Below are 20185 nucleotides of genomic sequence, written 5' to 3'. Positions count from 1 at the left end.
TGCGCATGACTACCGCACTTATCGACCAGACCCTCGGCAACCTCGCATGCTCCGTGCCAGGCGCGACACGGGTATTCCGTCAATATCGCCTGGATTTCTGCTGCGGCGGAGAGCTACCGCTGCGCGAGGCGGCACAGCGGATCGGCGTCGATCCGGAGACCATCGCCGCTGCGCTGCTCGCCCTCGAGCCGAACGCCGAGGAACAGGACTGGCGGACCGCGTCGGCCGGCCAGCTGATCGAGTACATCCTGGCGCGCTTCCACGAGCGCCATCGCGACCAGTTCCCCGAGCTGATTCGCCTGGCCAGCCGCGTCGAGCAGGTCCATGGCAGCCGTCCGGAATGCCCTAATGGTCTCGCCGAACACCTGTGGAACATGCAGCAGGAGCTGGAGAGCCATATGCTCAAGGAAGAACAGATCCTCTTCCCGATGCTGCAGCGCGGCATGGGCTTCCCACAGGCGCAGGGGCCGATCTCGGTGATGCGCTACGAACATCAGGAGCACGGCAATGCGCTGGAGCGACTGGCGACGCTCACCGATGACATTACCCCGCCGGCCAACGCCTGCAATACCTGGCGCGCCCTGTATCGCGGGCTGGAAGAAATGCGCAGCGACCTGATGCAACACATCCACCTGGAGAACAACGTGCTGTTCCGCAATGCCGAGGCGCCTGCGCGAATACCCATCGTGCAGGCCACCGAAAGCGCCGAGGAGGTCCGTCCATGAAGCAGTACCTGCAACCGATCGCCTGGGGCGTGGCAATGGCCTCCATCGTTGCCCTGGCCAGTAATTTCGCACTGAGCATGGTCGTCAGCACGGCCCACGCGGCGACTAGCCACGACCACAGTCAGCATGCCCCGGCCGCTGCGGCTCAAACCAGGCCGGGCGAGCGCTGGGCCACCGATGAGGCTCTGCGCGAAGGCATGACGCGGGTGCATGAATCCGTGCAGCGCAGCACGCCGAGCGACCCCCGCCAGCCGCTCAGCGACGAGTCGGCAGCGGCGCTGCAGCGCGACATCGAAGCGGCTACCAGCTACCTCATCGCCAACTGCCAGTTGCCGGAAGCGGCTGACGCGGCATTGCACGGCCTGCTGATCGATCTGCTCAAGGGTGCCGAAGCCCTGTCGGAAACCGACCAGCGCGAGCAAGGCCTGCAGCGGATCTTCGACGCGCTCGAACGCTATCCACAGACGTTCGCCGAGCCGGTATGGCGTGAGGGCTCCGTCGCCCATTTGCACTGATCTTGTGAAACAGCTCCCACCTGATATCGGTCCGACCTTGATGATCATCAAGGTCTGGCCTGCGCCATCCTCACCACATGCGCTAGGCTGAAGGCCGACGTTTGTTGTCATTGTTCAATTGAAACAGGACGCCTTGCATGGTGCTTCACCGCGTACACCACCAGATCCTCCGCAGCCACCACCTGTTCGAACCACTGAACGAAGAGCAGATGGAAGAGCTGCTCAATGCCAGCCAGCTGCTCAATCTCGACAAGGGCGACAACCTGTTCCACCAGGGCGAGCCGGCGCACAATTTCTACTTCGTCATCTCCGGCGCGGTGAAGGTCTACCGCCTGACGCCGGACGGCCAGGAGAAGGTCTTCGAGGTCATCGGCAACCGCCAGACCTTCGCCGAAGCCATGATGTTGATGGATACCCCCAACTACGTTGCCTCCGCCCAGGCGGTCTGCCCGTCCCAGGTCTATCGCTTCTCCAACGCGGCCTACATGCGCCTGCTGGAAGCCAACCAGCGGCTGACGTTCGCCCTGCTCGGCAAACTCTGCGTGCGGCTGCACCAGCGCATCAACGAGATCGAGACGCTGTCGCTGAAAAACGCCACGCACCGCGTGGTGCGCTATCTACTGACGCAACTGGCGCGGGTAAAGGACGAAAGCAACAGCTTCGAACTGCCGATGGCAAAGCAGCTGGTCGCCGGGCACCTGTCGATCCAGCCGGAAACCTTTTCGCGGATCATCCGGCGGTTGATCGACGAGGGCATCATTACCCAGGAAGGTCGGCAGATCGCCATCCTCGATCGCCAGCGGCTCGAGCAGTTCGAGTGAGTTGATTGTCATCAAAGCCCGCGGTTTTCCCGCCGTGTCAGACTCTACCGACCAAGAGGAAACCGCCATGCCCAGATGCCTGTACTGCCAACAGGACAACCCGCCGAACGAAGCCGAATGCAGCAACTGCGGCATGCCGCTGCCGGCACATGCCGACAGTGCACCCGAGCGCCGGCAACGGCGCTTCCTGTGGTTCTGCATCGGTCTGAGCATCTTCTGCGCGGTGATGATCGTATGGTTGCCGCGCTATCTGTTCTGACGGCCTTCCCGACAAGGCATAGCCCGTAGGGTGGATCACGCTTCACCGATCCACCGAACGGTGTGCACGGTGAAAGGCGACATCCACCCTACACGCCACCCACCTGCCCGACGAACATTCGTCGGTTGTAGGGTGGATCGCGGCTCACCGATCCACAGACCCACCGAACGGTGGGCACGGTGAAAAGCGACATCCACCCTACACGCCCCCCACCTGCCCGACGAACATTCGGCGGTTGTAGGGTGGATCGCGGCGCACCGATCCACAGACCCACCGCACGGTGTGCACGGTGAAAAGCGGCATCCACCCTACACGCCACCCCACCCGCCTACTGCCCCTCCCCGACTCCCGTCGGGTCGTAGGGTGGATCACGCTTCACCGATCCACGGAGTGGCCATCCACCGAGCGGTATGCACGGTGGATGCTGAAAGCGACATCCACCCTACGTGCACCGTCGCGTGTCCGTGGCACAGCGCTTACGACTGGGTCAGCTGCTTGTACAGCTGAGGCAGACGGAACGGCAGTTGCTGCGGTTCCTTGATCAGGGTGTAGCCATTGGCGCCGAACATGTACGGCAGGTAGTCGCCCGCCTCACGGTCGATGGTGATGCAGAACGGCAGCAGGCCCTGCTTGCGTGCTTCCATCACTGCCTGGCGGGTGTCCTCGACACCGTAGCGGCCTTCGTAGAGATCCAGGTCATTCGGCTTGCCGTCGGTCACCAGCAGCAACAGCTTGCGCCGCTGCTTGCAGTTGCCCAGCAGCTCGGTGGCGTGGCGGATGGCGGCGCCCATGCGCGTGTAGTAGCCGGGCTTGAGCGCCTGGATGCGGCCACGGGTTTCGTCGCCGTAGGGCTGGCGGAAGCTCTTCAGCTCCTGCATGCGCACCTGCTGACGACGCAGCGACGAGAAACCGTACAGGGCGAACGGATCGCCTACCGCCGACAGCGCCTCGCCGAACAGCAACAGGCTGTCCATCACCACGTCGATCACCCGGTGCTCGTTGTCCAGGTGCGCGTCGGTGGACATCGACAGATCGGCCAGCAGCAGGCAGGCCAGGTCACGGCGATTCTGCCGCTGCTCCATGAACAGGCCGCGCTCGGCGCACTGGCCGTTCTGCCGCTCGACGTGAAAATCGAGCCAGGCCTGCATGTCCAGCTCCGAACCCTGCGGTTGCTGACGCAGCCACTGGCGGTCGTTGCGCAGGTGCTCGAACTGCCGGCGCAGGCGCCGCGCCAACGGCGACAGATGCAGCGGCAGTGGCTTGGGTTCGGAGCCGCACGGCAGCATCAGCTGCAGGTTGACGAAATCCTTCTGCAGGCACTGCTTGCGATAGTCCCACTCGGGCAGCTTGATGCCCTCACCCAGCGGCACATCGTCGAAGTCCGCGGCCGGCAGGTCCAGATCGAGCTTCAGACCGCCGCCCTGACGCATGCGCTGACGCGACAGGGCCAGCTCGTCGAGATCCTCGGCGACGCGAGCCGCGTCCAGATCCTCGGTGTCGTCGCCGCAGCGATCCAGCTCGATGTGCTCGGACCAGCTGAACAGGTTTTCCAGACGGAACAGCAGCAGGCCGCCCTTGCTCGAGCTTTCATCGACCCGCCGGGCGCGCTTGCGCTGGCGGGATTCGCCGCCGGGTGGGGTTTCCAGATTGCCCTCGCCTTCCTCGGCGCGCTGGGCTGCCTGAGGCTCGCCAAGGTTGTCTGCCGGATAGAGCCACAGCGGCAACGGCCAGGGCGCGCGCTCGCTGCGCGGGAACTGGCTGACGCTACCCGGCTCGCGCAGGGCCTGGCACAGCGCCGTTTCCAGCGCGGCCTCGGCCTTGGGCAGCTGGCTTTGGTCCGGGCGCAACTGCAGATGGGCTTCGACCAGGCGCCGGTAACGCGCACGCATGGCCGGGAACTGCTCGAGGATCGCCTGGGTCCAGCGCTGGTTGTCCCGCGCCCAGTGGCGCATCGGGCCAGCCTGCGCGGCAAGCAGCGCCAGCCAGCGATAGAGATCCTGATTCAGCGATGCTTCCGGGTAGACCGCGAGGCTCTGCGGCAGCCGCAGATTGCTGCTGTCGCACCAGGCTACCGGCAATTGCTTGCAGGTGCCGGCGACCTGTTGCAGCAGGTTGCGCCTGAGCAGCAGATCGCGCGCGCTGGCGGCTTCAACGCCGACCCCGCTGGCGCCACCCATGGCGCGAAACAGCAGCGACAGCGGCCGCTGCATGCTTTCCAGATCGACCCGCGCCTCCGGAAAGTCCGGGCTGGCGCGACGGGTGATGAAGCGGTGCCAGACACTACCGACCCACTCTTCCACTTCGATGGTAAAGGCCATGGCGGTTACTCCGTACTGGCACTGAAAAAGCAAAACGGCCCGCTGTTACCAGCCGGGCCGTCGATACTCATTGCAACTCGTCTCAGGCCGCGGCGACAGCTGCGGCAACCGGTACGCGACCGCGCTGGCGGAAGCTGTACAGGTAGCAGATCAGACCGATCAGGAAGAACACCCCAGCGACCAGACGCAGCCAGAAGAAGATGGCCAGCTGATCCGAAGTCGCCATGAAGGACATGGCGGCCCCGTCGGCAGGGATGCGCTGCAGCCAGACCTGAACCACGCCAGCAGCGGTGAGGAACAGGGTGATGGCAACCATGGACAGGGTCATCAGCCAGAAGCCCCACACTTCGACGCGCTGAGCACGTGCATCCGGCGCTTCACCCAGACCACGCAGACGCGGCATGGCGTAGCTGATCATGGTCATCACGATCATGGCGTAGGCGCCGTAGAAGGCCAGGTGACCGTGGGCAGCAGTGATCTGCGAGCCGTGGGTGTAGTAGTTCACCGGAGCCAGGGTGTGCAGGAAGCCCCACACGCCAGCACCGAGGAAGGCCGTCACGGTGGTACCGATGGCCCACAGCGAAGCGGCCTTGTTCGGATGCTCGCGGCGACGACGGTTAACCATGTTCAGGGCGAACAGCACCATGGCGAAGAACGGCAGCGGTTCCAGGGCGGAGAAGATCGAGCCCAGCCACAGCCATACGGTCGGCGCACCGATCCAGAAGAAGTGGTGACCCGTACCGATGATGCCGGTGATCAGCGCCATGGCGATGATGACGTAGAGCCACTTCTCGACCACTTCGCGGTCCACGCCGGTGATCTTGATCAGGACGAAGGCCAGCATCGCACCCATGATCAGTTCCCACACGCCTTCCACCCACAGGTGCACGACGAACCACCAGTAGTACTTGTCGCGCGCCAGGTTCTCGGGGTTGTAGAAGGAGAACAGGAAGAACACCGCGAGGCCGATCAGACCGGTCATCATCACCGTGCTGACCACGGTCTTGCGACCCTTGAGCATGGTCATGCCGATGTTGTAGAGGAAGCCCAGGGCAACCACCACGATACCGATCTTGGTGATCGTCGGCTGCTCGAGGAACTCACGCCCCATCGTTGGCAGCAGCTCGTTCTTGGTCAGCTCTGCCAGTGCCGCATAAGGCACGAACAGGTAACCGAGAATGGTCAGCACGCCGGCAACGGCAAACACCCAGAACAGGATTATCGCCAGTTTCGGGCTGTGCAGTTCGCGGTCCGACTCCTCGGGGATGAGGTAGTAGGCCGCGCCCATGAAGCCGAACAGCAACCAGACGATCAGCAGGTTGGTGTGAACCATCCGCGCCACGTTGAACGGGATGAGGGGGAACAGGAAGTCACCGACGACATACTGCAGCCCCATGATCAGACCGAAGAGGATCTGACCGACGAACAGGATCAGCGCAAACACGAAGTAGGGTTTGGCAACGGCCTGCGATTGGAATTTGAGATGCGGATTGATACTGCTCATCTCGTGGCCCCTCCAGTGGATTCGGAAACAAAGACGTCCATCACTCAACCCTCCTTGTTTGGCGGCCAGTTGTTGGTATCGATCTTCGAAGTCCACTTGAGGAACTCCGCCATATCGTCAACTTGCTGCTCGGTCAGATTGAACTGCGGCATTGCACGGCGGCCGGGGGCGCCGAGTGGCTGGGCCTTCATCCAGGCATGCAGGAAGGGCTTGAAGGTCTCCTCTCCGCCGCGACGGACGTATACGTTACCCAGCTCCGGCGCGAAGTAGGCGCCTTCACCGAGCAGGCTGTGGCAGCCAACGCAGTTGTTGTTTTCCCAGACTGCCTTACCGCGCACGACCGCTTCGGTCATCTCTGACGCATTGGTTCGCTCGGGGAAAGTCTGCTCTGTGTGGTAAGTAAGACCGAGGAATACCAGGAAGAAGAAGACGCTTCCTCCGAAGTAGATATTCCTGGCCATACCCTTGGTGAAGGTCTCGGACATGGTCGCCTCCTCATGGCTTGGCGTGGCCAGTTTAAGAAGGCGCCTATCGAAACCTGCTTGATGGCAATCAAGAAAAACCCGAACGTGGCAGTAGGGCTTTATGAGGGGATGGAAGGGAGGGCGCAAAGCCTTGCAGGGCAAGGGCTGCAGCGTTCCGGGCGGTTTGCACCGGCCCCTTTTCCGCTGCTGCGATGGGTTTTATCGGCACCCACACCAGGGCGCGCAAGTGCAGCCGGGCGGCTGACGGCAATCAGGCCCGGCGCTGGCCCGCCAGGCGCAGGCCGGTCTTCTTCAGGATGCGGCTGGATACCAGCATCTCGTTCGCCCGGCAGGCACTGCCCAGCAACGCGCGGATCTGGTTGCGGTAGGCCTCGATATCACTGGCGTCGCGCCCGTGCACCATGGCGAACAGGTTGTACGGCCAGCCTTCCTGGCGCGGGCGGCGATAGCAATGGCTGACGAAGGGCTGCGCACCGATCAGCGCCCCCAGGCGCGCGATTTCGCCATCATCGACGTCCCACACGGTCATGCCGTTGTGCCGATAGCCGAGGCGGTAGTGGTTGGGTATCGCTGCAATCCGCCGGATCGCGCCAGCGGCCTGCAGGCGCTGCAGCAGCGCCAGCGTCTCGTCGACATCGATCCCCAGCTCCTCGGCAAGCCAGGCCCACGGATCGGCCACCAGCGGCAATCCGGCCTCGGTCAGCTCGATCAGGCGGCGGGTCAGGCCTTCATCAGACGGGGAAGTGCAAACCGACATGGAAGGTTTCCTCTTTCGGCAGATTCAGCACCGCCAGGCCGGTTTCGGCCTCGATGCGCGCAATGCTCTCGGCAATGCCCTGCGGGGTTTCGCAGCCGAGCACGAACCACATGTTCCAGCAGTGCTCACGGCGATAGTTGTGCGCAACCTCTGGCATCGCCGTGAGTTGCGCGGCGACCTCGTCGAAGCGCTCCTCGGGTACGGATAACGCAGCCAGGGTAAAGGCACCGCCGAGACGGTCGATATCGAACATCGGTCCGAAGCGGGTCAGCGTGCCATCCTCGAGCAAGGCCTGAACCCGCTCGCGCAGGGCCTCGGACGTGCTGCCAAGCTCCTCGGCAAGGGCTTCCCAGGGATGACGCACCAGCGGCAGGCCGTGTTGCAGGCGATTGATCAATTGGCGGTCGAGCTCATCCATTGGCGGTCTCCACCAACGGTGGTGCAAAGCGACCGCCGCACTGCTTGAACGCCCGCGTGCTGAACAGCAGCTGGTGCGGCACATTGCTCAGGCCGTTGTCGGCCAGCAGGCGCCCGATCAGCTGGCAGACCTGCTCGCGCTCGCGCCCATGCACCATGCAGAACAGGTTGTAGGGCCAATGCGGCAAACGCCGCGGGCGCTGATAACAGAGATTGACCCCGGCCGCCTGGCCAAGGCGCCGCCCGACCTCCTCGACCTGCGCATCCGGGATATCCATCACCAGCATGGCGTTGGCGCGAAAACCCAGCGCGCGATGCTTGAGTACCAGGCCGACGCGACGGAACAGTCCTTCCTCCTGCCAGCGCTGGATCTGCTCCAGCACGCGCTCCTCGACGCTGCCGATCTGCTCGGCGAGTCGCTGATACGGGCGTGCAGCCAGCGGCAGGCCGCCCTCGAGCAGCCGACGCAGCTGTAGCGCCTGCAGGTCGTTGAGGCAACCGGTCATGACGGGTCTCCCAGCGGAAAGCCAAGGTCGATACGAAAGGCGTGCAGCATCGGCAGGTCGAGCGGGGTGAGCCCGGTGTCGGCTTCGATCTCGGCCAGCAGCCGGTCGATGTGCGGGCGATCCGGCCCGGTCAGCACGAACCAGAGGTTGTAGCGATGCTCGCGCAGGTAGTTGTGATTGACCTCGGGAAAGCCGTTGATGCGCGCTGCAACCTGCTCCAGGCGCGCCTCGGGCACGGCCAGCGCGACCAGGGTGCTGGCGCCGGCACGGCTGTGTTCGAACACCGGGCCGATGCGCGACAGGCCACCGCCCTCCTGCAGCTGTCCAAGACAGGCGAGCACCTCGTCCTCGCTACAGCCAAGCTCTTCGGCCATAGCGCGGTAGGGTTCGGCACACAGCGGCATGCCATGCTGGTAGCGGTCGATCAGGCGGCGGCTGAGTGCGTCGATATGCATGTCACAACCCCGTCTCGTGGGCGCGGCTGCTGAAGAAGATGCCGCTCGGACTGTGCGCCGGCAGTCGCTTGAGCAGCTTCAGGGTATAGGGATCCCAGACCTGGATTTCCTCGCCATCGCGCACCGACAGCCAGAGCTGGTCGCCGCGGGCGGTGAACTCCATGTGCAGCACGGCCGGGCCCGGTTCCAGATCGGCGATGATCTCGTGGGTCTCGCTGTCGATGACCTGCACCTTGCCGTTGTCGGGATGGGCGAAGTTGACCCAGATCTGCCGCGCGTCCGGTCGCGCCATGACGAAGATCGGCTGACCGGCAACATCGATGGCCGCGGTCTGCTGCCAATTCTGCGAGTCCATCACCAGCACCCGGTGCTGGCCGACCGCGGGCACGAAGGTCTGGTTGCCGGCCACGGTCCAGCCTTCCAGATGCGGCATCTTGTACACCGGCAGTTTCTGCTGGCCGCGACCGTAGCCATCGAGAATGCGCTCGACGCCCCGCTCGGGATGCCAGAGGTCGATCTTGGCCATGCCATCCTCGCCGAACAGGCCGGCGATGTAGTAGCGGCCCTCCGGCGTCAGCAGGGCATCGTAGGGCTGGCGGCCGATACCCTCGAAACGGGTGATCTGCGGCTCGTTGCCCTGGCTGAAATCCAGCAGCCAGGTTTCGTCGGTGTCGAACAGGCTGTAGATGAAGCGCCGACCGGGTACGTCGATCACGCCGACGACGCGGGCATTGCGGCTGCCATCGGCCAGCGGCGTGGCGGGAATGTCGGCCACCAGCTCCAGGGTATTGGCGTCGAACACCTTGACCCCGCCCGGCTCGTAGTTGCCGACCGCGATCAGCGTGCCGTCCTGACTGATTGCGCCGCCGATGCTGTTGCCACCCTGGATCACCCGGCGATCGATGCGCTGGCGCAGCAGGTCGACCTTGGTCAGCCCGCCATCGCGGCCGAACACGTAGGCGTAACGCTGATCACGGGAGAACACCACCGAGGCGTGGGACAGATCGCCCAGTCCGTCGACACGGGCCAGCTGGCTCTGGTTGGTGCTCTCGATGATCTGCAGGCTGCCGGTGGCGCGTTCCACCACCACGCCCAGGTCACCGGTACCGCGCAGCGGTTGCTGTGCGCAGGCCGCAAGCAGGCCGGCCGCAGCCAGCAGCAGGAAAGGACGAATCATGGTTTGGGATATCCTTCGAGAAGGCGGTCGACCAGCCAGGCGATGTCCTGCTCGTCGAGCAGCGCATTCCAGCCAGGCATGGCGGTGCCGGGGCGGCCGTGGGTAACGGTAGCGATCAGGCTGTCACGGGGTTTGCCGGCGAGCGCCTCGCGGGTCAGCGCGGGGCCGAGGCCGCCAGTCATGCGCAGGCCATGGCAGGAGCCACAGTCCTGAAGTAACAGATGGTCGAGCTTCGCCTGGCGCTCGGCAGCGGGCGCTGCGGCCAGGGAAAGAGGAATCAGGAGAAAGGACGCCAGGGCCAGCCCCAGACGTGAAACGGCGTGTCGGGCAACTGTCATGGCGTCCTCCGGGGCGACTTACTTGAGGCTAAGAACCCACTCGGCGAGGGTCTTGGCTTCCTCTTCGGTAACTGGGTTTGGCGGCATCGGGATCGGACCCCAAACGCCTTGGCTGCCATTCTTGATGTGCTGGGCCAGGGTGTCGGCGGCGCCTTCGACGCCCGCGTTCTTGGCTGCGACTTCTTTCAGAGCCGGGCCAACCATCTTGGTGTCGACGCTGTGGCAGGCCGCGCAGGGCTTGCTCTTGAACAGCGCTTCACCGTCCTGAGCCAGGGCCGGCTGCAGGGTCAGCGCGCCACCAAGGGCGAGCATCGGGATAAGGATTTTCTTCATTAGAACTATTCCTCAAGGCTAAAGGGGTGAACGTTACCGCCCACCCAAAGGGTGCTCAGCAAAAACGCACTGAGCAAGTGCACGGTAAATTTACCGCTTGTGCTAGGCAACCTTTTGTCCTTGGTCATTGTTTGTGGGTTCCGGACCTCAAACGGCTGCGTCGCAACCGGTGCGGGCAAGCTCAGGATGAATGAGCCGCTGCAGCGCTTCCTTGACTGCAATCAAATCGTTCCTCCGGCGCGCTGCCGCTGCCTGCCGTTGGTCGGCGGCCGGAACGCACAGGGCCGGCATCATGCCGGCCCGTTGCCTCTCGCCTGGTTACTGCTTGGCGGCAGTGATGTCGCCCTGGGCGTCGATACCCAGCGTGTAGCCGAGCGACACGTGGTGGTAGCGACCAGTGGCACTGTCATCGTGGATGGCAAAGCCGAAGTTGTAGAGGTTGCCCGGAGCCAGCGTCACGTCGCCTTCGCCGCCGGCGAACTTGCGGGTGAACACCACGGACCAGGTATCCCCGTCGAGCTGCCCCTGGGCATCGACCAGCGCCTGACCACCTTCCATCACCCGCTCGGTAGCGACGTAGCCATCGAAGGCCTTGTTCTCGCCGCTGCGCCACTGGTTCAGGTCGTAGTACACGCCGTTGGCCAGCGAACCGTCCTTGACGTACTTGGTCTTGGTGTCCGCGGCACCGGGCATGGTGCGCGCATCGCCATGGCAGCTCCCCCAGCAGCCGCCCGCCTCGGCCAGCTCGACCTTGGAGCCGCCTTCGAGCATGTAGGCGATCTTCACCGGGTTATCGGCGTCCATCGGCGCTGCGCCGGAGGCAGCCGGCTGCTTCCAGGTGAAGCGCAGGTAGAGGTTCTCGCCGTCATTGGCGGCCTGGACCTTGGCATTGATGAACGGCGCCTTGCCGGCGATCGGGCTGGGCTCGAGCTTCTTGCCGCTGGCCATCTTGGCACCCATGTCACCGGCTTCCTCGGAGTGGCAGCCCGCACAGGTCTCGCCTTTCTTCAGGGCGCGCGCACCGCCGTGCTCGGTACCCTTGGTGATCCATTCCACCGGCGATACGCCCGGGTAGAACAGGGTGACATCGGTCGCAGCCACCGAATTCCAGTCGGCAGGCGCGGCGGCCATAGCACTCTGTGCACCGAAGGCGATTACCGCCCCCACTGCACTGGCGATCAGAGTCTTTTTCATAATCGGTTCCTCATCATCGATGGTGTGGCTGGCCCGCCAGGACCGTAGGTCAGTCTTCGTCTTCTTCGGTCATACCTTCGGGCAGATGGTGTGCGATGCCCTTGTGGCAAGCGATGCAGGTCAGGTTGTCTTCGCGCGCCATCTCGTGTTGCTTGCGGGCACGCTGCTTTTGCATATCGGAGCTCATGCTTTCCAGGCTGTGGCAGTTACGGCATTCGCGTGAGTCGGATGCCCTCATCCGCGACCATTCGCGACGCGCCAGGGTCAGGCGCTTGGCTTCGAATTTCTCGGCCGTGTCGATGGTGCCGACGATCTTGCCCCACAGCTCCTTGGAGGCCTCGACCTTGCGCACCATCTTGTGCGTCCAGTCGCGCGGCACATGGCAGTCCGGGCAGGTGGCGCGCACGCCGGTGCGGTTGGCGTAGTGAATGGTTTCCTTGTACTCGGGGTAGACGTTATCGCCCATCTCATGACAGGAAATGCAGAATGTCTCGGTGTTGGTGGCCTCCAGCGCGGTATTGAAGCCGCCCCAGAAGATGATCCCGGTAACAATGCCCACCACCAGAATGCCGCCGAGCGAATAGCGCGTGCTCGGCCGCCGCAGTAGCGCAAGGATGCCGCCCTTCTTTTGCTTGTTGCCGTCTTGATCTGTCATGGAATCTGTTCCCTTGCCAGGCCCACCGCGCCAGGCGCGGTGGGTGTTAACAGGCAATCCTCGGGCGGATTAGTACACGTCGTACATGGTGTTGAAGACGTTGAACTTGCCGGTCGGCGTGACGATTGCCGGGTCGGTGATCACCTTCTTCAGCTTCAGGGTCTTGTCGTCGTAGATCACGATCGCGGACTGGTCGGTCTTGCCACCCCACAGGGAGATCCACACCTCGTTACCCGCCTCGTTGTACTCGGGGTGGGTCGCGCGACGGATCGCCTTGCTTTCCGGCAGACCGGAGTCCTTGGCGACGTCGAGACGCTTGGGCTCCTTGCTCAAATCGGCCAGGTCGTAGACGTAGACGGACTCGGCGACTTCCCGCTCGGGGTTCATCGGCGCATCGGCCCAGAGGTTCTTCGACTTCGGATGGGTCTTGACGAACAGGTTGCCGGCACCCGGCATCTTCAGTTCCTGCACCACCTTCCAGTTGTGCTCCTTGTACTTGGCGTACTTCGGATCATCGGATGCGGTGGAGATCAGCGAGACCACGTCATCACCCAAGTGACCGGTAGTCCAGACCGGACCGAACTGCGGGTGGATGAAGTTGGCGCCGCGACCCGGGTGCGGGATCTTCGCGGTGTCGACCAGTGCGGCCAGCTTGCCGGTCTTGGTATCGACCGCAGCAACCTTGTTGGAGGCGTTGGCAGCAACCATGAAGTAGCGCTTGGAGTAGTCCCAGCCGCCGTCGTGAAGGAACTTGGCCGACTCGATGGTGGTGGTCTTGAGGTTCTTCAGGTCGGTGTAGTCAACCAGGATGATCTGCCCGGTTTCCTTCACGTTGACCACCCACTCCGGCTTGATGTGCGAGGCGACGATGGACGCCACGCGCGGCTCGGGATGGTATTCGCCGTCGACGGTCTGACCGCGGGTAGAAACGACCTTGATCGGCTCCAGGGTCTCGCCATCCATGATCGAGTACTGCGGCGGCCAGTAGGTGCCACCGATCAGGTACTTGTCCTCGTAGCCCTTGAACTTGGAGGTGTCCACGGAACGGGCATCGGAACCCAGGCGCACGGTGGCGACGGTGGTCGGCTCCTCGTACCACATGTCGATGATGGTGGTCAGACCATCTCGGCCCACCGTGTAGACATAACGCCCGGAAGCCGAGAGACGCGAGATGTGCACCGCGTAGCCGGTGTCCAGCACCTTCCAGATGGTATGGGTGTCGCCGTCCACCAGCGCCAGCTTGCCGGCATCGCGCAGGGTGATGGCGAAGACGTTCTTCAGGTTGATCTTGTTCATCTGCTTCTTCGGACGCTGATCAACCGGAACGATGAGTTTCCAGCTGTCCTTCATGTCCTGCAGGGAGAACTCTGGCGGCACATCCGGTGTGTTCTGGATGTAGCGCGCCATCATGTTGATTTCTTCCTTGGTCAGGATGTCGTCATAGTTGACCATCCCGCCCTCGGTGCCATAGGCGATGATGTTCTCCAGGCGCTTGGTGCCCAGATTGAGGGTGCCGCCCTCGGTCTTCTTGCCATCCGCATCGGTCTTGCTCCAGTGCGGTTCGAGATTCTTGCCCGTGGCTCCTTTACGCAGAACGCCGTGGCAACCGGCACAGCGTTCGAAATAGATCTGCTTGGCCGCTTCTTTCTCTTCGGCGGTCATCTCTGGGGCAGCAGCCTGGGCGACTGCCAGACCAAGCAACGATAGGCCGGCGATCAGGCCAGCCAGGATAGGTTTACCAACATTGCTCATCCTTCTCTCCTATGGGAGCGCTTCTGGCGACTCCTGCTAGTTACGGCGGTGTGGCAGTTCCCGGGGACTTCTTCTTTTTGCGATTTGGATGCTATGAGAGCGGCAATCCGAAAGCGCTTGACGGCAATCAAGAGAGCCCCCAGCACCCCCATGGCGTGACGCCTTGTCGCGGAGAGCACTGCCCGGCGGCGGACGAACGCCACCTTTTCGCCACTGATACGCGCCGTATCTCATCCAACTCTTGATCACAATCAAGCTTCGCCGGCGAGCGGCTTGAGACGCCCAGGAGGGATCGGTAGCGTGGCAATCGAAATAACCAACTGTTGCCGTGAGGTACTTGCCTGTGAATGCGTTTGAAATCCCGACTGCTGCCGGCACGCCTGACGCGCCCTTCTATCAACCGCTGGGCAACGAAGAACAGCTGTTCCAGCAGGCCTGGCAACACGGCATGCCGGTGCTGATCAAGGGCCCGACCGGCTGCGGCAAGACCCGCTTCGTGCAGCACATGGCGCATCGCCTGAACCTGCCGCTGTATACCGTGGCCTGCCACGATGATCTGTCCGCCGCCGACCTGGTCGGTCGCCACCTGATCGGTGCCCAGGGCACCTGGTGGCAGGACGGCCCGCTGACCCGCGCGGTGCGCGAAGGCGGCATCTGCTATCTGGACGAAGTGGTGGAAGCGCGGCAGGACACCGCCGTGGTACTGCACCCGCTGGCCGACGATCGTCGCGAACTGTTCATCGAGCGCACCGGCGAGGCGCTCAAGGCGCCGCCGGGCTTCATGCTGGTGGTGTCCTACAACCCCGGCTACCAGAACCTGCTCAAGGGCATGAAGCCGAGCACCCGCCAGCGCTTCGTGGCGATGCGCTTCGACTACCCGCCGGCCACCGAGGAAGAACGCATCGTCGCCAACGAGGCGCAGGTGGATGGCGAACTCGCCGCCCAGGTAGTCAAGCTTGGTCAGGCACTGCGCCGACTGGAGCAGCACGACCTGGAAGAGGTTGCCTCGACCCGCCTGCTGATCTTCACCGCGCGCATGATCCGCTCTGGCATGACGCCGCGTCAGGCCTGCCTGGCCTGCCTGGCCGAACCGCTGTCGGATGACCCGCAGACGGTCGCCGCGTTGATGGATGTGGTCGATGTCCACTTCGGCTGACCCCTTCTCCAGCCCGGCCCGGCGCCTGCCGGGTGATCTGGCGATGTGGTTCTTCATCCTCGCCGAGCTGACCGTCTTCGCCATCCTGATCCTGGCGTTCGCGGTCGCGCAGATGGTCTATGCCGAGCAGTTCGATGAAAGCCGCGCGGCGCTGGACAGCTCCATCGGCCTGGCGCTGACCCTGAGTCTGCTGACCTCGGGTCTGTTCGCCGCGCTGGCGGTGGAGCAGGTACGCCAGGCCCGCTCCGCACGCGCGACGCTGTTGCTGCTTGCCGCGCTGGGGTCTTCCTGCGTCTACGTGGTGCTCAAGCTCAACGAGTACAGCCATCTCGCCGGGCTTGGGCTGGGCATGGAGCACAACACCTTCTTCACCCTGTACTGGATCCTGACCGGCTTTCATTTCCTCCATGTGCTGCTGGGCATGGTGATTCTCGGCTGGCTGGCCGCGCGCTGTCGCCGGGGCGCGTACGGCCCCGACAACCACAGCGGGCTGGAGTCAGGAGTGCTCTACTGGCACATGGTGGATATGGTCTGGGTGCTGCTGTTCCCGCTGGTTTACGTGTTGAGGTAAGTCATGTCCGCTTCGAAGGTTCTGGTGGCCTGCTGGCTCGGCCTGGCCGTGCTGTCGGTATCCACCGTCCTGCTGGGCAACGCCGGCGCCACGCTGGCCTTGACCGCTGCTGTCCTGCTCACCGCTTTCGGCAAGGCCTGGCTGATCACCGACGGGTTCATGGAGCTGCGTCATGCCCCGCGGGCATGGCGTCTGCTGCTGCTCGCCTGGCCGCTGGTACTGGTGCTTGGCGTCCTGCTGACGCTGCTCTGACCAACGGTCTGCCTCCGCAAGAAGCTGACAAAGCGGTCAGCCCGCCCCCCGCGTCTTTTATTGTTTACGATCAAGGCCAGCCCTAACCCGCTCGGTGATCCTGCTGCCCAAGGAGCAGGCGGCCACCACGGCGCGCCCTGCGAAACACGCTGCCGAAGCGGAGCCGCCCCATGTTGAGAATCAGTCATTACCTGCGCGCCCTGGCCCAACCGGCCACACAGGTGCTGGGTGCCCGCAGCACCAGCGGCAAGCGCCCGCCCGTGGTGATCTGGAACCTGCTCAGGCGCTGCAACCTGACCTGCAAGCACTGCTATGCCACCTCCGCCGACAGCGAGTTTCGCGACGAGCTGGATACCGATGAGGCGCTGAAGGTCATCGATGACCTTCATGAAGCCGGCGTGCGGGTGCTGATTCTTTCCGGCGGTGAGCCGCTGTTGCGGCCCGATCTCTTCCTGCTGGCCGACTACGCCCGCGACAAGGGCTTCTTCGTCGCCCTGTCGACCAATGGCACGCTGATCGATGAGAACAACATCGGTCGTATCGCCGCAGCGCAGTTCGACTATGTCGGTATCAGCATCGACGGACTGGAAACGGTGCACGATGAATGGCGTCAGCTCAAAGGCAGCTTCGCTGCCTCCATGCATGCGATCGACCTGTGCCGTCAGCGTGACATCCGTGTCGGCCTGCGCACCACCCTGACCCAGAACAACTACCCGCAACTGCCGGCGCTGCTGGCGCTCATGCGCGAACACGACGTGCAGAAGTTCTACCTCTCGCACCTCAACTACAGCGGCCGCGGCAAGCGCAGCAGCAAGGCCGACGCCCATCATCAGATGACTCGCGACGCCATGCGCCAGCTGTTCGACCAGGCCTGGGATGACGTACAGCACGGCCGCGAGACCGACTTCGTCAGCGGCAACAATGACGCCGACGCGATTCTCCTGCTGCAGTGGGCCGAAGAGCGCCTGCCGGAACATCGCGACCGACTGGAAGGCATGCTGCGCGCCTGGGGCGGTAATGCCTCGGGCAGTGGTATCGCCAACATCGACAACATTGGTGACGTGCATCCCGACACCTACTGGTGGCAGCACACCGTCGGCAATGTGCGCCGGCAGCGCTTCAGCGACATCTGGCTGAACGAGCCGGCCCCACTGCTGCAGGAGCTGCGCCAGCATCCGCGGGCAGTAGGCGGTCGCTGTGCCGACTGCCGCTGGCTGGCGATCTGCAACGGCAACACCCGTACCCGCGCCTGGGCGCAGGGCAATCTCTGGGCCGAAGACCCGGGCTGCTACCTGACCGACGAAGAAATTGGTCGACCAGCCGCCGAGCGCATTCCCAGCATCGCCCTCTGATCAATCGAAGCGGCCAGCAAGCGCCGCAGCAAGCACTCCGTAAAGTCCGATGAGCATTCAGGAGCACCGCATGGACCAGCCATTCACACTTCCCGCTTCGCTGAGCGCCGCGTTCGCCCCCGGCGAAGTCGCCCTGGTCGGTGCCGGTCCGGGCGACCCGGGCCTGCTTACCCTGCGCGCCTGGAGCCTGCTGCAACAGGCCGATGCGGTGGTCTACGACCGTCTGGTCAGCGAGGGCCTGATGGAACTGCTGCCGACCAGCTGCAGCCGCCACTACGTCGGCAAGACCAGCGGTTACCACAGCCTGCCGCAACCGGAAATCAATCAGCTGCTGGCCGATCTGGCGCTGCAGAACAAGCGCGTGGTGCGCCTCAAGGGGGGCGATCCGTTCATCTTCGGCCGCGGCGCCGAAGAGCTGGAATTCCTCCTGCAACGCGGCATCGACTGCCAGGTGGTGCCCGGCATCACCGCCGCGGCCGGCTGCAGCGCCTATGCCGGCATTCCGCTGACCCATCGCGACCTGGCGCATTCCTGCCAGTTCATCACCGGCCACCTGCAGACCAACGGCGAACTGCATTTGCCCTGGGACGCCCTGGCCCAGGGTGGGCAGACGCTGGTGTTCTACATGGGGCTGGCCAGCCTCGGCGAGATCTCGCGCAATCTCATCTCCGCCGGCCTGCCGGTGGATACACCCGCCGCACTGATCGGCAATGGCACCCGTGAGAACCAGCAGGTGGTGCGCTGCACGCTACGGCAACTGCCGAGCATGGCCGACGAGCAGCACCTCACTCCACCGACCCTGACCGTCATCGGCCGGGTGGTCGGTCTGTTCGCAGAACGCCAGGTCCGGCACCCGGCACGCCTGCACGGTGACCCCACCCCGCAAACGGAGGCCTTATGCAACTGATGCCCGCCCTGCTGCTGGCCGCCGCATTGCCAGCAGCCACCTTAGTCGCCCTCGACATGGCCACTGCCGCCAGCCTGCCGGCAGACAGCCAGGCCCTCTACGAACAGCACTGCCAGAGCTGCCACGGCACCAACCGCCTCGGCGGCGCCGGCCCGGCCCTGTTGCCGGAAAGCCTCAGCCGCATCAAGCCGGCCGAAGCCCACGCGGTGATTCGTGACGGCCGCCCGGCGAGCCAGATGGCCGCCTATTCCCACGTGCTGAACGACGCGCAGATCACCGCGCTGGTCGACTATCTGTATCAGCCCTCGGCCGTACCGCCGACCTGGAGCGACGCCGATATCCGCGCCAGCCACCGCATCCTCAAGGACGTCGCCAGCCTGCCGAACACACCGCAACATGGTGCCGCCCCGCGCAATCTGTTCGTCGTGGTGGAAGCCGGCAATCATCACGTGCGGGTGCTGGATGGCGATCGCTTCGAGGAACTGGCCAACTTCCAGTCGCACTTCGCCCTGCACGGCGGGCCGAAGTTCTCGCCGGACGGCCGCTTCGTCTACTTCGCCTCCCGCGACGGCTGGGTCAGCGTCTACGATCTGCACAACCTGACCATGCTCGCCGAGGTCCGCGCCGGGCTGAACACCCGCAACCTGGCGGTCAGCAACGACGGCCGCTGGGTGCTGGTGGGCAACTACCTGCCGGGCAACCTGGTGCTGCTCGATGCCCGCGACCTGTCGCTGGTCAAGCACATCCCCGCCGTCGGCCAGGACGGCACGCCGTCACGGGTCAGCGCCGTGTACACCGCGCCGCCGCGCGACAGCTTCGTGGTCGCCCTGAAAGACGTGCAGGAAGCCTGGGAGCTGTCCTATGCCGGCGAGCCGACCTTCGAACCGCGACGGATCAAGGCAGCCGACTATCTCGACGACTTTTCCTTCACTCCGGATTACCGCTACCTGCTGGCCACCTCGCGCAAGGCACACGGCGGCCAGGTCATCGACCTGGATAGCGGCAAGGCGGTCACCGACATCCCGCTGCCGGGCATGCCGCATCTGGGCTCGGGCATCTACTGGAAGCGCGACGGCAAGTGGGTGTTCGCCACCCCCAACGTCAGCAAGGGACTGATCTCGGTGCTGGACCTGGAAACCTGGAAGCTGATCAAGGAGATCCCCACCGAAGGCCCGGGCTTCTTCATGCGCAGCCAGGCCAACTCGCCCTACGCCTGGACCGACGTATTCTTCGGCCCGAACAACGACGCCGTGCACCTGATCGACAAGCAGACCCTGGAAGTCGCCCACACCCTGCGCCCGATGCCGGGCAAGAACGCCGCCCACGTCGAATTCACCAACGACGGCCGCTACGCCCTGCTCAGCGTCTGGGACACCGACGGCGCACTGATCGTCTACGACGCCAACACGCTGGAGGAGGTCAAACGCATCCCGATGAACAAGCCCTCCGGCAAGTACAATGTCGGCAACAAGATCGAGTTCGCCGAGGGCACTTCGCACTAGAGAAACTGCCCTCTCCCCCAACGCGGACGCCAGTGCTACTGGTGTTCGCGCTGCCGCGCCAGCGCCTCCCCCCTCCCGCAAAACCTTGAACTGCGACACAAAAATTCGGCCTTTGTGACCAATCAGTCTATCTTTGACCGTGATGTCACAATAATATTTGTAAGCCATCACTGATCTGACATCACTTGTCGAAGTCGCGATGGCGGGAGTTCGCGCTCCCGACATGATCGGCCT

At 64.0% G+C, this 20185-nt stretch carries 23 protein-coding genes; 10 read left to right on the top strand and 13 right to left on the bottom strand.

All coding sequences use genetic code 11. The annotated features are described in order from the left end of the window. The first annotated feature begins 5 nt into the window (after positions 1 to 5). The 4 genes from ytfE to EA798_RS03595 all read left to right on the top strand — a co-directional run bounded on the left by ytfE (position 6) and on the right by EA798_RS03595 (position 2320). Positions 6 to 725 (top strand): iron-sulfur cluster repair protein YtfE, encoded by a 720-nt coding sequence (ytfE, locus tag EA798_RS03610; protein ID WP_122098080.1) that lies wholly within the window; start codon positions 6 to 8, stop codon positions 723 to 725. Further along, the gene (locus EA798_RS03605) at positions 722 to 1240 is read left to right on the top strand and encodes a DnrO protein (protein ID WP_122098079.1); all 519 of its coding nucleotides are present in this window, start codon (positions 722 to 724) and stop codon (positions 1238 to 1240) included. Before ytfE ends, EA798_RS03605 begins: the two co-directional genes overlap by 4 nt. A gap of 137 nt (positions 1241 to 1377) precedes the next feature. Further along, positions 1378 to 2061 carry a Crp/Fnr family transcriptional regulator gene (locus EA798_RS03600; protein WP_106157672.1) on the top strand — a complete coding sequence of 228 codons (684 nt, stop codon included), beginning with the start codon at positions 1378 to 1380 and terminating at the stop codon, positions 2059 to 2061. A 67-nt stretch (positions 2062 to 2128) separates the two neighbouring features. After that, the gene (locus EA798_RS03595) at positions 2129 to 2320 is read left to right on the top strand and encodes a DnrP protein (RefSeq protein WP_122098078.1); all 192 of its coding nucleotides are present in this window, start codon (positions 2129 to 2131) and stop codon (positions 2318 to 2320) included. Between the two features lie 476 nt (positions 2321 to 2796). Here the strand turns inward: EA798_RS03595 and EA798_RS03590 are convergent, their stop codons facing one another. From EA798_RS03590 to EA798_RS03530, 13 genes are all read right to left on the bottom strand, one after another. Next, complete coding sequence (locus EA798_RS03590) at positions 2797 to 4638, bottom strand: nitric oxide reductase activation protein NorD (RefSeq protein WP_122098077.1); 1842 nt, start codon at positions 4636 to 4638, stop codon at positions 2797 to 2799. An 82-nt stretch (positions 4639 to 4720) separates the two neighbouring features. Beyond that, positions 4721 to 6142: a cbb3-type cytochrome c oxidase subunit I gene (locus EA798_RS03585; protein WP_106157670.1), complete on the bottom strand. Its 1422-nt coding sequence runs from the start codon at positions 6140 to 6142 to the stop codon at positions 4721 to 4723. A gap of 44 nt (positions 6143 to 6186) precedes the next feature. Continuing rightward, positions 6187 to 6627, bottom strand: coding sequence for a c-type cytochrome (locus tag EA798_RS03580; protein WP_106157669.1), 441 nt, complete (start codon positions 6625 to 6627; stop codon positions 6187 to 6189). Between the two features lie 250 nt (positions 6628 to 6877). Then, positions 6878 to 7384 (bottom strand): siroheme decarboxylase subunit beta, encoded by a 507-nt coding sequence (ahbB, locus tag EA798_RS03575; protein ID WP_122098076.1) that lies wholly within the window; start codon positions 7382 to 7384, stop codon positions 6878 to 6880. Then, on the bottom strand, positions 7359 to 7802 hold the full coding sequence (locus tag EA798_RS03570) for an Lrp/AsnC family transcriptional regulator (protein WP_122098075.1): 444 nt from the start codon (positions 7800 to 7802) through the stop codon (positions 7359 to 7361). Before EA798_RS03570 ends, ahbB (EA798_RS03575) begins: the two co-directional genes overlap by 26 nt. Further along, complete coding sequence (ahbB, locus tag EA798_RS03565; RefSeq protein WP_122098074.1) at positions 7795 to 8307, bottom strand: siroheme decarboxylase subunit beta; 513 nt, start codon at positions 8305 to 8307, stop codon at positions 7795 to 7797. The genes EA798_RS03570 and ahbB (EA798_RS03565) overlap by 8 nt, the downstream gene beginning before the upstream one ends. Beyond that, positions 8304 to 8762, bottom strand: a complete 459-nt coding sequence (locus EA798_RS03560; RefSeq protein WP_106157665.1) for an Lrp/AsnC family transcriptional regulator — start codon at positions 8760 to 8762, stop codon at positions 8304 to 8306. Before EA798_RS03560 ends, ahbB (EA798_RS03565) begins: the two co-directional genes overlap by 4 nt. Position 8763: 1 nt before the next feature. Then, a complete protein-coding gene (locus EA798_RS03555) occupies positions 8764 to 9939 on the bottom strand; it encodes a cytochrome D1 domain-containing protein (RefSeq protein WP_122098073.1) in 1176 nt (391 codons plus the stop codon). Further along, positions 9936 to 10277 carry a c-type cytochrome gene (locus EA798_RS03550; protein ID WP_015275759.1) on the bottom strand — a complete coding sequence of 114 codons (342 nt, stop codon included), beginning with the start codon at positions 10275 to 10277 and terminating at the stop codon, positions 9936 to 9938. Before EA798_RS03550 ends, EA798_RS03555 begins: the two co-directional genes overlap by 4 nt. An 18-nt stretch (positions 10278 to 10295) precedes the next feature. Continuing rightward, on the bottom strand, positions 10296 to 10610 hold the full coding sequence (locus EA798_RS03545) for a c-type cytochrome (protein ID WP_015275758.1): 315 nt from the start codon (positions 10608 to 10610) through the stop codon (positions 10296 to 10298). A gap of 318 nt (positions 10611 to 10928) precedes the next feature. After that, the gene (locus EA798_RS03540; RefSeq protein WP_106157663.1) at positions 10929 to 11804 is read right to left on the bottom strand and encodes an ethylbenzene dehydrogenase-related protein; all 876 of its coding nucleotides are present in this window, start codon (positions 11802 to 11804) and stop codon (positions 10929 to 10931) included. A gap of 49 nt (positions 11805 to 11853) precedes the next feature. Beyond that, complete coding sequence (locus EA798_RS03535; protein WP_122098072.1) at positions 11854 to 12459, bottom strand: cytochrome c3 family protein; 606 nt, start codon at positions 12457 to 12459, stop codon at positions 11854 to 11856. 69 nt (positions 12460 to 12528) lie between these two features. Further along, the gene (locus EA798_RS03530; RefSeq protein WP_122098071.1) at positions 12529 to 14211 is read right to left on the bottom strand and encodes a nitrite reductase; all 1683 of its coding nucleotides are present in this window, start codon (positions 14209 to 14211) and stop codon (positions 12529 to 12531) included. A 343-nt stretch (positions 14212 to 14554) separates the two neighbouring features. Between EA798_RS03530 and EA798_RS03525 the strand changes: the two genes are divergently transcribed. The 6 genes from EA798_RS03525 to EA798_RS03500 all read left to right on the top strand — a co-directional run bounded on the left by EA798_RS03525 (position 14555) and on the right by EA798_RS03500 (position 19951). After that, positions 14555 to 15367, top strand: coding sequence for a CbbQ/NirQ/NorQ/GpvN family protein (locus EA798_RS03525; RefSeq protein ID WP_015275753.1), 813 nt, complete (start codon positions 14555 to 14557; stop codon positions 15365 to 15367). Next, a complete protein-coding gene (locus EA798_RS03520) occupies positions 15351 to 15938 on the top strand; it encodes a cytochrome c oxidase subunit 3 (protein ID WP_106157661.1) in 588 nt (195 codons plus the stop codon). The genes EA798_RS03525 and EA798_RS03520 overlap by 17 nt, the downstream gene beginning before the upstream one ends. A 3-nt stretch (positions 15939 to 15941) precedes the next feature. Continuing rightward, positions 15942 to 16190 carry a cytochrome C oxidase subunit IV family protein gene (locus EA798_RS03515; protein ID WP_015275751.1) on the top strand — a complete coding sequence of 83 codons (249 nt, stop codon included), beginning with the start codon at positions 15942 to 15944 and terminating at the stop codon, positions 16188 to 16190. 170 nt (positions 16191 to 16360) lie between these two features. Next, positions 16361 to 17542, top strand: coding sequence for a heme d1 biosynthesis radical SAM protein NirJ (nirJ, locus tag EA798_RS03510; RefSeq protein ID WP_122098070.1), 1182 nt, complete (start codon positions 16361 to 16363; stop codon positions 17540 to 17542). A gap of 70 nt (positions 17543 to 17612) precedes the next feature. Next, positions 17613 to 18449, top strand: coding sequence for a uroporphyrinogen-III C-methyltransferase (gene cobA, locus EA798_RS03505; protein ID WP_122098069.1), 837 nt, complete (start codon positions 17613 to 17615; stop codon positions 18447 to 18449). Continuing rightward, complete coding sequence (locus tag EA798_RS03500; protein ID WP_122098068.1) at positions 18440 to 19951, top strand: nitrite reductase; 1512 nt, start codon at positions 18440 to 18442, stop codon at positions 19949 to 19951. Before cobA ends, EA798_RS03500 begins: the two co-directional genes overlap by 10 nt. The last annotated feature ends 234 nt before the right edge of the window (positions 19952 to 20185 follow it).

It is taken from the genome of Pseudomonas songnenensis (genome assembly GCF_003696315.1).
In the GTDB taxonomy this organism is placed as follows: Bacteria; Pseudomonadota; Gammaproteobacteria; order Pseudomonadales; family Pseudomonadaceae; genus Stutzerimonas; species Stutzerimonas songnenensis.
The sequence above is the reverse complement of the archived record's forward strand: the minus strand, read 5'-3'. Positions and strand labels throughout refer to the sequence as shown.